Genomic DNA, 12724 nt, shown 5'->3' on the forward strand with positions numbered 1-12724 from the left:
TCCATAAATTAACCTGCTTTTGATGTTGGATTGAACATATCAAAATCAGGCAATTACACAATTTTATGTACAGGCTCCGATCTCAATGTCGCCACCCGCCGCACGCTGGGCCTGAAAGGGCTGCTCTGAGAAAAATAACGGCGCAGACTTAATGCGTGAGCTGCGCCAACTCCGCTTCACTCAAGCCCGTAAGGCGTAACACTGCGGGTCTGTCTATCCCACTACGCAACATTTCATGCGCAATGCGCAGCGCCTCGGCTTTTTGCCCTTCCTCTCTCCCCTGCTGGCGACCTTCCTGACGACCTTCCTGACGGCCTTCATTTCGGCCTTCTTTGCGCCCCTGACGAAATCCCTTTCGCCTGCCGAGTTCTTCAAGCTGTTCTGCAATAGTCATCAACGTAGCCTTATGTTGTGGCGAATGGTGTGCCAGTCGGCGAAGAAAAGCGACGGGCGCCGGCGTGTTGCCATTGCTCAGCAAATAGTGCATCGCAGCACGCAACTGCTGCGAAGTAGTGTATCCCAGCGATAAAGCCGTGACCAGTTTGCCCAACAGGAGGGACAAGTGCCGCAGGCGAATGTGTTTTTGCAACAATTCAAGCAAGGCGACGCGCCGGTGCGTCATGATCTGCTCGTCGGGCACGATGGTGATATCCACCAGCGGAAAAGACGTCGTGTAAAGCTCATGGGCACGCTGCGGTTGAGCGAACATATCCAGCCAGCATAGCGAGAAAGGATAAGGGCTGATGCGCCCATGATAAAAAAGCATCGGGATAACCAGTGGCAACAGCGTGTTCCCCGCATCGAGATGCCGCTGCATTGCCGCCACGGCGTAACGCATCAGGCGGAAGGCCATGAGCTTGTCGGGTGAGCTTTGATGTTCAATCAACACATAAATGTACCCTTCCCCTTGCTGGGTTGTGACAGAATAGAGCATATCGGAGTGCGTGGCGCGTAGTGCCTCATCAACAAAACTCCCGGACTCCAGTTTCAGCGTCGAGAGATCGCAAAGCTGGCGTAGCGGCGCGGGTAAATGAAGCGTCAGAAAATCGCGCGCCGTTTCTTTATGGGTAAGAAACTGTTTGAAAAGCGCATCATGTGCAGCGGTGTTCTTCATGGCATTCCTTGCCTGAGCGGTCATTCGTCAGGACACTACCATCATCCCACCGCTGCCGGGGTTCTCAGCACCAAAACTGGAAAGCATTACGCAAAAAATCTACAGTGCGGCAACCCATGACTGTAGCGCACGGCGTGAAATTTTAATGCCGCCGAGCGAGAGATGTTCCGGCAAACGCAGCCAGGCAACGGGTTGCTGGAAACGGGCGAGTTTATCCTGCACCCATGCGGTAAGCTGCGTGAGGTCAAAGGCGTCATCGCATTCCACCACCGCCACCGGCCGGTGGCCAAATTCACGGTCCTGTAGGGGAACAATAAAAATCTGCTGGACCTGAGGATGCGCCACGATAACCCGCTCCACCTCTTCTGGCTGAATGCCCTCGCCGCCGCTGAAAAACAGATTATCCAGTCGGCCCAGAATCGTCAGACAACCGCCATCCAGAACACCTTTATCGCGGGTGGCAAACCAGCCTTCATCATTGACCAGCGGCAGTAACGCGCCCTCACGCCAGTAGCCGGAGGCCATACTTTCCGCACGTAGCCACACTTCATCGTCAACGATCCGCAGCTCTCGTCCCGGAAGCAGGTAACCGACATCCAGCTGACCATCGGCCTCTTTCCCACATACCGTTGAAGCGAACTCCGTCAGGCCATAGCCGCACCAGGTGCGGATTCCCCGTTCACGCGCGTGCTCGGTCAGATCGACCGGAATCGCCGCGCCGCCCAGCAGAACGGCCTTGAGGGAAATCTCTGTCGCATCATTGAGTAAGCGCCACAATTGCGTTGGTACCAGCGATGCATGAGTGCAGCCCTGTAAAGCCTCAGCCAGCGCGTGGTCAGAGACGGTTAACCGCGCGCCTGCCAGCAACCAGCGCCACATAATCCCCTGCCCGGAGACATGAAATAGCGGCAGTGACAGCAGCCAGTCATCTTCTGGCGCGAAAGGGATCATCGCCAGCACCCCTTGCGCGCTGGCAAGATGCGCCGCACAGGTGTGGACTGCGGCTCTTGGTAACCCCGTGGAACCAGAGGTCAGGGTCATTGACGCCAGTCGTTGCGACTGCCAGTCGACCGCGTGATGTTCCGCTCCTGGTCGCAATTCAAGGGACGACAGACGGGCAAATTTGCTGTCATCAGCCAGATTGATGGCAAAACGCAACGTCAGGGTGGGCAGCAATGCCTCCAGCAAAAGCGCTGGCAATTGCGGGTTAACCGGCAGCACGCGCGCACCACACTGCAACAACGCCAGCCAGGTTAACAACACGCGGGGCTGGTTTCGCCCGCGCAGCATCACGCCGTCGCCCTCGCTTACCCCCTGGAGGGCAAACCCGGCGGCCAGCGCATCCACGCGTGCGCAGAGTTCACGCCAGCTTAAGGTCTCATCCTGCAAGCGAATTGCGGGCTTATCGCCACGCTGTTCACGCCAGTAATGCCAGGGCCAGGTAGTGAACGTCATAGCAGCGGTTCCAGCATCTCAACGGAATGGCAGGGTAATGCACTTCCCGGCCAGCGACGAACAAGCTGCGCCTGCATCAGGTTTAAGGTATCCAGGCCCGGAATGGTTTCAGGGGTGAGCCATGCCGCAATGCGTGCCAGTTGACTCAAGCCAAGGCTGGATTCAATTGACGAGCTGATGACCGCCGTCATGCCCAATTGTGTTGCCGTAGCCACCTGCACCTGCACTTTCTCAAGGCTGCCGGTTAAAGTGGGTTTAATCACCACCGCCCGCACGCCTTCTTCGCGCTCAAAGATAAAATCAGCGTCGCGCAAACTTTCATCCCACGCAATGGCGATCCCCGTTTCGCGAGCAAAGGCACGGGAATCATCACGGGTTTTACAGGGCTCTTCCAGGAAGGCAATGCGGTCGCGATAATCCGGATTCACATATTTAGCAAACTGCTGTGCTTTCAGCGGCGTCCAGGCGCGGTTAGCGTCCAGCCGCAGGCGCAGATCGGGCATCGCTTCCAGCAGCAGGTTCGCCACCATGCCATCGCGTACCGCTTCATACAGACCGACTTTCATCTTCGCCACTTTCTCGCCCGGCATAGCAGCCAGTGCGGCAAAGAGCTCATCCGGATCGCCCGTACACAGCGTTGCGGCGCGGTAGTCCGCCGCCTGCGGCAGCGAGCCGCGCAGTTCCGCCAGCGCACAGCTGATACCAAAGTCAGCCGACGGCAATCCCGGCAACACGCCGGAATCCACCGCTCGCCACCCCTGCGCCCACGCACAGACGGCGGCCGTCGCCTCATCAAGCGACTCCACGCTAAATCCCGGAAGGGGCGAAATCTCGCCCCAACCTTCGTGCGCATCGTCCTGCAGATGAATGAACAGACCGTCACGGGTTTTGAGCCGCCGCTCACGCAGCACGACGCCCGCGTCCATCGGTACCTGCCAGCGGTATACCTGCGCGCTACGCATTACGGATTCCGTTTAAATTTACTGAAGTCCGGCTGACGTTTTTCGTTAAACGCGTTGCGGCCTTCCTGACCTTCTTCGGTCATGTAGAACAGCATCGTGGCGTTACCCGCCAGCTCCTGCAGCCCCGCCTGACCATCGCAATCGGCGTTCAGTGCTGCTTTCAGGCAACGCAGCGCCATCGGGCTGTTCTGCAACATTTCACGGCACCAGCGCACAGTCTCTCTCTCAAGCTCGGCAACCGGCACCACTGTGTTCACAAGGCCCATATCCAGCGCTTCTTTGGCATCGTACTGACGGCACAGGAACCAGATTTCACGCGCTTTTTTCTGCCCAACAATGCGCGCCATATAGGATGCGCCCCAGCCGCCGTCGAAGGAGCCGACTTTTGGACCGGTCTGGCCAAAGATGGCGTTTTCAGCCGCGATAGTCAGGTCGCACATCATATGCAGCACGTGGCCGCCGCCAATAGAGTAGCCCGCAACGGCAGCAACCACCGGTTTCGGGCAGGTACGAATCTGACGCTGGAAATCCAGCACATTCAGATGGTGCACACCGGAGTCATCCTGGTATCCGCCGTAGTCGCCACGGACTTTCTGATCGCCGCCTGAGCAGAATGCTTTTTCGCCTTCGCCGGTCAGAACGATCACACCGATGTTATCGTCGTAACGCGCATCAGCCAGCGCGTGAATCATCTCTTTGACTGTCAGCGGACGAAATGCGTTGCGCACCTGCGGACGGTTAATGGTGATTTTGGCAATGCCATCCACGGATTTGTGATAGCGAATATCGGTATAGCCTTCGGAACAGTCTTGCCATTCAATCGGCGCGTACAGCATGGTTTCATCGGGATGGATCATATTATGCCCTTTATATCGAGACGCAGAATTCGCGCCAGGCAGTACGTTACGCCATCAGGACGTTCCCGATGCGCGTTATGCCCGGCATCATCAATTACATGACAGTCCGCGCTGACCTCAGCCGCCAGCGCGCGAAATTTACTGTCAAACTCACCACATAAATAATGAAATGGGAAAGGCGCATTGTGCAGCGCAGCGCGTAAATCGGGTTGTACGGCGAGCGACGTGGCCTGCAGCATCGCCGCCAGCGCCAGGCCGTTGTTCTGGCTGCGTAACACCACCAGACTTTGCCGTTGTTCCGCGTTCAGGGACGCAAACACCTTTTGTTGATACCAGTCGTGAAAGACGTCGACAAGAGATTCTTCGCGAAATCGCCGCGCCCATTGTCCGTCTGATGTCTGTCGTTCCTGCCGCTCCGCCGCCGACGTCAGGCCGGGGTGCCCGCCTTCGACAATTACGCCCAGAAGCCCCGCAGGCTGTGAGCAGGCAAAATGCATCGCCACCCGCCCACCCAGCGAATACCCCACCAGCCAGTAGTTAAGTATGTTGTAACTACAAAGGGTATCGCACAGCGCATCGTTGAGCTGTTTGAAGGATGCCACCATGATGTCCGCCGAACCACCGTGGCCCGGCAGATCGATATACAGACGCGAAAAAGGCGTAAAGCGTTCACCCACGGGCTGCCATTCCCGGTTGTCGCCCGAAAAGCCGTGCAGAAAAACCAGCCACGGCGCTTGCGACTCTCCCGGCATTGCCCGCGCGTGCAGGATCACAACCGGCTTACCTGCGCGAGCAAGTTTTGCAGCGTATGCGCGCCGTCAGTGTCGTTCACTACCAGCTCAATCAGCGTCGCGCCGGGTTTACTCCACGCCCCCGCCAGCGCCTGTTCCAGCGCATCCCAGCTTTGGGGATTGTGGTATTTCAGGCCAAACATCGCCGCCGCATGCTCAAAACGGACGTTCTGCGGCATCAGGTAAAACTGCTCGCGCTCGCTTTGCGGTGTCGGCAGCAGCGAGAAAATCTGCCCGCCGTTGTTATTCACCACAATCAGCACCAGCGGCGCAGAAGACTGGCGCAGTAACGCCAGCGCATTCAGATCGTATAACGCAGACAGATCGCCGACGATCGCAAGGGTTGGACGCGCCGTTGCGCGCTGTACACCTGCGGCGGTGGAAATCAGCCCGTCGATGCCGCTCGCGCCACGGTTGCTGTAAACAGGATACCCGGCGGGTAACTGACCCAGCGCATCCACCAGGCGCACCACCAGACTATTGCCGAGAAACACCTGACCCTGATCCGGCAGATACTTTGCCAGCCGGTGCGCCAGCTGCGCTTCGCCAAAGGTTTCGCGCTGGCTGGCAACAGCCTGCCACGCCTGAGAGGATAACTGCGGGATGTCGCTACACCAGGGTGCACGTGATTCCGCCGGATGCAGTTCTAACCATTCGGCAATGCCGGACACCAGGCGACGACCGCGATGGTGCGCCGGATCCAGACGCCCGGTGACCATATCCACCAGCCAATACTCTTGCGGCTCGCAGGTCGCCTGCCACTGTAACAGCCGTTTGCCGGTCAGACTGCTCCCCAGTTGCACAACAATGTGCGCCTTCTGCAATTCACTCACCGCGCGAGCGTTACCCAGCCATAAGTCCGCGCACGGCAGCGGTTGCCCGGTTTGCGACAGCACATCGCCAATCAGCGGCCAGCCGAGCATTTTCGCCCACGCGGCAACAAGCTTACCTTCCGAGGCACTCATTCGGCCCGCAACAATAACGCCGCGTTTCTGGCGCCAGAAGAACCAGTCGCGCTGTTTCGCGCTGCCGCTATACAAGTCTTCACGCAGCCAGGGTTTGTCATCCTGCCACCAGTCGCCGGGCGCCTGTTGCCAGGCAAGCCCCGTGTCATCCATCTCGCCATACAGCGGTTCGGCAAACGGGCAGTTGATATGTACCGCGCCGGTCTGTACGGATCCCATCAGGTGATCGATCGCCGACAGCAGCCAGCGGGCTGGAATGTCCTGCGAGGGACGCGGTAGCGCCAGGGATTGTGCGGGATGCGATGAAAAGATCCCCGGCTGGCGGATCGCCTGGTTGGCACCGCAATCGATAAGTTCAGGCGGCCTGTCGGCGGTGAGAAAAATCAGTTTTTCCCCGGTCAGGCTCGCTTCGATCAGCGCCGGGTATAAATTGGCGACGGCCGTACCAGAGGTGACGATCACCGCCACCGGCGTGCCGCTTGCTTTTGCCAGGCCGAGTGCCAGATGCCCCAAACCGCGTTCATCAAAATGAGTGTGATGGATAAAGGACGGGTTTTCTGCCGCCGCCAGCGTCAGTGGCGTGGAACGGGACCCCGGTGCGATACAAACATGTCGCACGCCGTGGCGCGTTAAAGCTTCAAGGATCACCGCCGCCCAGCGTCGGTTAAAAGCACTCACTGACATAAGTTTGTCCAGTATCAATAATGTGGCTTAGTATAAAGAATCGAAAAGAATAGATTTTTGATATGGGTCGGTTATGCGTGCGTCATTATCAAGAGTGAACGCAATCCCGCCGCTTTATTTTCGATTTCCTGCCATTCCATCTTAGGGTCGGAACCGGCTACAATACCCGCCCCCGCATATAACCGTACGGTTGTACCACTGATTTTTGCACAACGTAACGTGACACAGAACTCACTTTGTTTAAGTGACAAATAGCCAGCGGAACCGGCATACCACTCTCGTTCAAAAGGTTCATGCTGTGTAATAAATTCACGTGCCGCCAGGCGGGGTAGCCCGGCGACCGCCGCCGTTGGCTGGAGCAGCGTTAAACACTCCGCATCGTCTTTATGCTGCATTTCGGTCCAGATACAGCGTCGCAAATGCTGCACCTTGCGCAGACGAACAATTTGCGGCGGCAACACATCCAGCGTAGCCGCTGCGCGCTGCAATCGCTGACAGATATCGTCAACCACCAGCATATTTTCACGCTGGTTTTTATCATCACTCATCAGCCAGTCGCCCAGTTCAGCGGCCCGATTATCGTCAGTATCGTTTGCCACCGTCCCGGCAAGCGCTTCGGTACGCAGCGAGGCATCCTTTCTGCGCCACAGGCGTTCGGGAGACGAGCCCAGGAACGCATTGTGCGGATCGAATGCGATAAAATAATGAAAGCAGTGGTGGTTGAGACGACGGCTCGCCGCCATCAGTGCGGCGGCATTAACGGGCTGAGAGAAACCGTAATCCGTGGCGCGCGCGAGCACGACTTTGTCCATCTCGCCACGGGCAATCGCCTGGGTTGCCTGGGTGACCAGCGCTTCCCAGCCCGCTTGTTCCGGAGAGTGCTGCTGCGAGAGCAGTTCCATCTGCGCATCGGGCAGCGATTTCGCCCGCACCAGGGTATCGATAAACGCACGTGCCTGCGCGGCGTCACCGCGATGTGAGGATTCGCTCATCACAATGAGACGTAAGGTTGCCCGCCCCCCTTCACGTCGCCATTCAAGGCGCGGAAGGAACAACTCGCCCTGCTGGGGCGCAAAGGCATTCAGCCCCCAGACGCGCAGGTCATGTTCGGGGTTATCGAGCAGAAAATCCTGGGCATCCGCCAGTGCGGTAAATCGCAACACCAGGCCCAGGGCCGCGGCTTCATCTTCGCCGCTACGTTGCTGCCAGTAAAATTGCGGAAAGCAGGACTGGCTGGCTAAAAACGTCAGCGGATCAAAGGCGTCATTAAGGGCAAACGCGACGTCAAAAACGTGGAGTCCAGGTGAGTGGGCATCATCGCCGGATAACTTTTCGAGTAAATGCTCCAGCGCAGTAGAAATGGAATGCACGCAACCCCCTCCCGGTCAAAAACGCTTAGTATACGGGGTGACTGCGAAAATTAGCAGTACCCCCGTTGAGGGAGGGGATTTTTATTAGCGACGGGCCAGTAACAACCCTAAGACAAGTCCCACTGATGCACCGACACCAATACCGTGCCAGGGGTTTTCATGAACATAATCATCCGCGCGGTAGACCGCTTTTTTCGCCCGATAGTAGTAAGTATCGGACGCGCTGCTCACGCGGTTTTTCACCTCATGCAGCGCCTGTTCTGCACGCGCTTTAAGCTCAATGTATTTCTGGTCAGCGGGGTCGCCTGAGGAACGTAACACTTCTTCCAGCGTTTCGCTCAGCAGGGCCAGGTCGTCATCGATACGTGAATCATAAAATTGATTAGACATCGGTTTTCTCCATGTTGTGTACCTGCCCGCTAACTATAGACAATCATCGGCGGTTACGCCTGAGCCACTTCCCGCGCCATACCGATGTGCAAAATGCCATCTTCGTCATAGACATCGGTTACCGGCACAAAACCAAAGCGGGCATAGAAACTCTGCAGGTGGGCCTGCGCGCCCAGATATAGCGCGTGCTGCGGCCAGTTTTGCAGGCAGGAATTCACTGCGCGTTCCATCAGTTGGTACCCCAGTTTTTCACCACGAACCTGTTCACTCACGATCACCCGACCAATCACCACCGGCTCCAGATCGTCTTCACTTTTCAGAATCCTCGCATACGCCACCAGCTGGTTTTCTTTCCAGCCGAGGAGATGGCGGTTTTCACCGACCAGGTCATCGCCATCCACATCGAGGTACGGGCAGGTTTGTTCAACAACAAAGACTTCACAGCGCAGTTTAAGCAGGGCGTAAAGTTCAGCGACGGTCAATTCAGAATGGTGCAGGTCCTGCCAGCGAATCATGATGTGCTCCTTATTTAGTGTGACCTCGTTATACTAAATGCTTTGCCATCAATGCAAAGGCGTAACCTACTGTGGAACTGATTTTTTTAGGCACCTCTGCCGGCGTGCCAACACGCACGCGCAATGTCACCGCAATTTTACTCAATTTACAGCATCCCACTCAGGCAGGATTGTGGCTGTTCGACTGTGGTGAAGGCACGCAGCATCAGTTCCTGCAAACGGCGTTTAACCCCGGCAAACTGGATCGTATTTTCATCACCCATCTGCACGGCGATCACCTCTTTGGCCTTCCCGGCCTGCTCTGCAGCCGTTCCATGGCCGGAATCGCCCAGCCGTTAACGATCTATGGGCCGAAAGGGATCCGCGAATTCGTGGAAACCACGCTGCGCCTGAGTGGCTCGTGGACCGACTATCCGATGACGGTAGAAGAGGTCAGTGAAGGCCTGGTGGTCGACGATGGCTTACGCCGCGTCACCGCCTTCGCGCTCAATCACCCGGTGAAGTGCTATGGCTATCGCATTGAGGAACATGACAAACCGGGCGCGCTCGATGCGCAGGCATTGGTTGCCCAGGGCATCCCCGCCGGTCCGTTGTTTCAGCAGCTTAAAAACGGTGAAACGGTGACGCTGGCAGACGGTCGGGTGATTCACGGTGCCGATTTCCTCGCTCCCGCCCCCCCCGGTAAAAAGCTGGCCATTTTTGGTGACACCGCCCCCTGCCCCGCCGCGCTGCAATTGGCTCAGGGCGTGGATGTGGTGGTACATGAAGCTACGCTCGAACACGCAATGGAAGAGAAAGCCAACAGTCGCGGACACAGCTCAACGCATCAGGCGGCGCAGTTGGCACTGGACGCGGGTGCAGGCAGACTCGTTATTACCCACGTCAGTTCCCGCTACGACGCCGAAGGGAGCCAGCATTTACTGCGCGAATGCCGGACAATCTTTGCGCCAACGACCCTCGCAGAAGATTTTCATACCATTCAGCTATGATGTGATATTGAGCACTCCACTTTTCCCGCAATGTGCCGATAACAGCTTTAACGCAGGCATTTCACATTGAGGGCACGATGGATAATTTCCAGAAAGATATTGATGACAGGGCGAATCTTACCCTGTCGAACCGTTTTGAGCTGTTGCTGTTTCGTCTTGGTGCCTCTCAGAATGATGCGAAGTCAGAACTTTTCGGCATAAACGTATTTAAGTTGCGCGAAATTGTGCCGATGCCAACGTTCACCCGCCCTGCCGGGATGAAACCGCCGTTAATGGGTATGGTGAATATTCGCGACCAGGTGATCCCGGTTATCGATCTGTCCGCCGTTGCGGGCTGCAAGCCTGAAACGGGCCTCAATATTTTGCTGATCACAGAATATGCCCGTAGCGTACAGGCGTTTGCCGTTGAGTCGGTAGAGAACATTATTCGTCTGGACTGGAAACAGGTGCATACGGCAGAGAAGGCCATTAACGGTCAGTACATCACCAGTATTGCCTGCCTGAATGAAGATAAAGACAGCAACAATCTGGCAATGGTGCTGGACGTTGAGCAGATTCTTTACGACATCTCTCCGGCGGATCACGACCTGCACGGCAACCACATTCCGGACAAGAAATTCAATATCAAACCCGGTGCAATCGCCATTGTGGCAGAAGACTCGAAAGTGGCGCGTGCGATGCTGGATAAAGGCCTGCAGGCGATGCAGATCCCGAATACCATGCATATCACCGGCAAAGATGCCTGGGAACGTATTCAAGCGCTGAGCAAGCAGGCTGATGCTGAGGGTGTGCCAATCAGCGACAAGATCTCGATGGTGCTGACGGATCTTGAGATGCCGGAAATGGACGGCTTCACCCTGACCCGTCTGATTAAGAGCGAACCGCGTCTCAAACAGATTCCGGTGGTGATTCACTCCTCGCTGTCCGGTAGTGCTAACGAAGACAACGTGCGTAAAGTGCAGGCCGACGGCTACGTTGCCAAATTTGAAATTAACGAGTTGTCATCGGTCATTCAGGAAGTGCTTGAACGTTCCGCAAGCCGTATTAGCGGACCGCTGGTCAGTGGACAGAAAATCGTGTCCAAACCCCTGCTGGCAAAATAAGTTCACGACGTTTCTTTCAGACATAAAAAAACCGCCGATATCGGCGGTTTTTTATTAACTAAGAGGCATTACATCAGCGGTTTCGCCAGTTGCACCAGCGAAATCAGCGGCTGCGGATAGATACCGAGCAGCAGCACCAGCAGTGCAGAGATCAGCACCACTACACCGCCAGCGCTGTACTGCCAGTTGCTCGGTGCATCACGGTTAAGCTGCTGCGGCGCACTCAGATACAGACTCACCGCCACGCGCAGGTAGTAGTAGAGGCCGATTGCAGAACCCAGAACCACAGCCGCCGTCAGCCACCACAGGTGCGCCTGCACACCCACTGCCAGTACGTAGAACTTACCGATAAAGCCCAGCGTCATCGGGATACCAGCCAGCGACAGCATCATCACTGTCATCACCGCCGCCAGAATCGGACGGTGCCAGAACAGGCCACGATAGGAGAACAGGGATTCGGCATCCGGGCCACGGTACGGGCTGGACATCAGGCTCACGACGCCAAACGCGCCAAGGCTGCTGAACAGATAACCGGCAAGGTAGACACCTACGGCTTCCATCGACATCTCACCGCTCTGCAGCACAATCAGTGCCACCAGCAGATAACCGAGATGGGAAATTGAGGAGTAACCGAGCAGACGTTTGATGTTGGTCTGGCTCAGCGCCATCAGGTTACCGAAGATGATGGAAACAAAGGCAATCAGACCCAGCACCACGCGAATCGCTTCGCTCTGGCCTACCGGTGCGTACAGGAACAGACGCATCACGACGCCAAAGATAGCAATCTTGCTCGCCGTCGCCAGGAAGGTAGAAACCGGCGCTGGCGCACCCTGATAAACGTCTGGCGTCCACAGGTGGAACGGAACCAGAGACAGTTTAAAGCCAAGGCCAACAATCATCAGACCCAGACCGGTCAACAGCAGCGGTTCATGCAGGACATCCCCGGCAATGCTCTTGCCCAGTGCAACAAACGACAGGTTGCCGGACTGCGCGTAAACCAGCGCCATACCGAACAACAGGAAAGAAGAGGCTGCGGCAGACAGGATGGTGTACTTAATACTGGCTTCCAGCGAGCGTTTCTGACGGAAGGCGTAACCAATAAGGCCGAACAGCGGCAGAGAGATAAGCTCGATACCGAGGAACAGCGAGGCCATATGGTTGGCATTCGCCAGCAGAATCCCACCCAGCGCGGCAATCAGCACCAGCAGGTAGAACTCTTCTTTGTTGTCGTTGTAGCCTTCCAGCCACGGGTAGGCGAAGGTACAGGTGGCGAGGCTCGCCATCAATACCAGCCCAGTGTAAAGCATGGCGTAGCCATCAACGCGCATCAGCGGCGTGACGTCCATTGCCCCCGCCTGGCCAACAAACCAGAGGGAGACTAACGCGACGTTCAGGCCAACCACTGACAGCGTGGCATTGAGGAAGTGGTTGCGTCGCCACGCAATGGAGAGCATCACAACCACCACCGTCAATCCGACGATCAGCAGCGGCAGCAGCGCAATCAGGTGTTGTGGAGTTATTGTCATGGC

12 protein-coding genes are annotated in these 12724 nt (G+C 56.7%); 2 read left to right on the forward strand and 10 right to left on the reverse strand.

What is annotated here, in order from left to right:
• Positions 1–148: 148 nt before the first annotated feature.
• The 9 genes from ACSZPU_RS09320 to ACSZPU_RS09360 form a co-directional block, all read right to left on the reverse strand.
• Positions 149–1138, reverse strand: coding sequence for an Rpn family recombination-promoting nuclease/putative transposase (locus ACSZPU_RS09320; protein ID WP_498997864.1), 990 nt, complete (start codon positions 1136–1138; stop codon positions 149–151).
• A 75-nt stretch (positions 1139–1213) separates the two neighbouring features.
• Positions 1214–2569, reverse strand: a complete 1356-nt coding sequence (menE, locus tag ACSZPU_RS09325; protein ID WP_498997866.1) for an o-succinylbenzoate--CoA ligase — start codon at positions 2567–2569, stop codon at positions 1214–1216.
• Positions 2566–3531: an o-succinylbenzoate synthase gene (gene menC / locus ACSZPU_RS09330; protein WP_498997868.1), complete on the reverse strand. Its 966-nt coding sequence runs from the start codon at positions 3529–3531 to the stop codon at positions 2566–2568. Before menC ends, menE begins: the two co-directional genes overlap by 4 nt.
• A complete protein-coding gene (gene menB / locus ACSZPU_RS09335; RefSeq protein ID WP_498997870.1) occupies positions 3531–4388 on the reverse strand; it encodes a 1,4-dihydroxy-2-naphthoyl-CoA synthase in 858 nt (285 codons plus the stop codon). The genes menC and menB overlap by 1 nt, the downstream gene beginning before the upstream one ends.
• A complete protein-coding gene (menH, locus tag ACSZPU_RS09340) occupies positions 4385–5161 on the reverse strand; it encodes a 2-succinyl-6-hydroxy-2,4-cyclohexadiene-1-carboxylate synthase (RefSeq protein ID WP_498997872.1) in 777 nt (258 codons plus the stop codon). Before menH ends, menB begins: the two co-directional genes overlap by 4 nt.
• Positions 5158–6828, reverse strand: a complete 1671-nt coding sequence (gene menD, locus ACSZPU_RS09345; protein WP_498997874.1) for a 2-succinyl-5-enolpyruvyl-6-hydroxy-3-cyclohexene-1-carboxylic-acid synthase — start codon at positions 6826–6828, stop codon at positions 5158–5160. The genes menH and menD overlap by 4 nt, the downstream gene beginning before the upstream one ends.
• Positions 6829–6899: 71 nt before the next feature.
• Entirely contained in the window at positions 6900–8198 is a 1299-nt protein-coding gene (gene menF / locus ACSZPU_RS09350; RefSeq protein ID WP_498997877.1) for an isochorismate synthase MenF, read from the reverse strand.
• Positions 8199–8282: 84 nt separating this feature from the next.
• Positions 8283–8588, reverse strand: a complete 306-nt coding sequence (elaB, locus tag ACSZPU_RS09355; RefSeq protein ID WP_039079901.1) for a stress response protein ElaB — start codon at positions 8586–8588, stop codon at positions 8283–8285.
• Between the two features lie 53 nt (positions 8589–8641).
• A complete protein-coding gene (locus tag ACSZPU_RS09360) occupies positions 8642–9103 on the reverse strand; it encodes a GNAT family N-acetyltransferase (protein WP_498997880.1) in 462 nt (153 codons plus the stop codon).
• Between the two features lie 71 nt (positions 9104–9174).
• On the opposite strand from ACSZPU_RS09360, the gene rbn reads away from it, so the two are divergent.
• Both rbn and ACSZPU_RS09370 read left to right on the forward strand, forming a co-directional pair.
• Positions 9175–10092 carry a ribonuclease BN gene (gene rbn, locus ACSZPU_RS09365; RefSeq protein WP_498997882.1) on the forward strand — a complete coding sequence of 306 codons (918 nt, stop codon included), beginning with the start codon at positions 9175–9177 and terminating at the stop codon, positions 10090–10092.
• 77 nt (positions 10093–10169) lie between these two features.
• Positions 10170–11195, forward strand: a complete 1026-nt coding sequence (locus tag ACSZPU_RS09370; protein ID WP_498997884.1) for a chemotaxis protein — start codon at positions 10170–10172, stop codon at positions 11193–11195.
• A gap of 68 nt (positions 11196–11263) precedes the next feature.
• Here the strand turns inward: ACSZPU_RS09370 and nuoN are convergent, their stop codons facing one another.
• Complete coding sequence (nuoN, locus tag ACSZPU_RS09375; protein ID WP_498997885.1) at positions 11264–12721, reverse strand: NADH-quinone oxidoreductase subunit NuoN; 1458 nt, start codon at positions 12719–12721, stop codon at positions 11264–11266.
• Positions 12722–12724: the final 3 nt, after the last annotated feature.

The organism is Phytobacter sp. V69 (genome assembly GCF_965644215.1).
Taxonomy (GTDB): Bacteria; Pseudomonadota; Gammaproteobacteria; order Enterobacterales; family Enterobacteriaceae; genus Phytobacter.

Bases quoted from the DNA above. Each gene is read 5' to 3' on its own strand.
- menD (WP_498997874.1), bottom strand. From the start codon at position 6,828: ATGTCAGTGAGTGCTTTTAACCGACGCTGGGCGGCGGTGATCCTTGAA.
- nuoN (WP_498997885.1), bottom strand. From the start codon at position 12,721: ATGACAATAACTCCACAACACCTGATTGCGCTGCTGCCGCTGCTGATC.
- ACSZPU_RS09360 (WP_498997880.1), bottom strand. From the start codon at position 9,103: ATGATTCGCTGGCAGGACCTGCACCATTCTGAATTGACCGTCGCTGAA.
- menE (WP_498997866.1), bottom strand. From the start codon at position 2,569: ATGACGTTCACTACCTGGCCCTGGCATTACTGGCGTGAACAGCGTGGC.
- ACSZPU_RS09370 (WP_498997884.1), top strand. From the start codon at position 10,170: ATGGATAATTTCCAGAAAGATATTGATGACAGGGCGAATCTTACCCTG.
- menC (WP_498997868.1), bottom strand. From the start codon at position 3,531: ATGCGTAGCGCGCAGGTATACCGCTGGCAGGTACCGATGGACGCGGGC.
- ACSZPU_RS09320 (WP_498997864.1), bottom strand. From the start codon at position 1,138: ATGACCGCTCAGGCAAGGAATGCCATGAAGAACACCGCTGCACATGAT.
- menB (WP_498997870.1), bottom strand. From the start codon at position 4,388: ATGATCCATCCCGATGAAACCATGCTGTACGCGCCGATTGAATGGCAA.
- elaB (WP_039079901.1), bottom strand. From the start codon at position 8,588: ATGTCTAATCAATTTTATGATTCACGTATCGATGACGACCTGGCCCTG.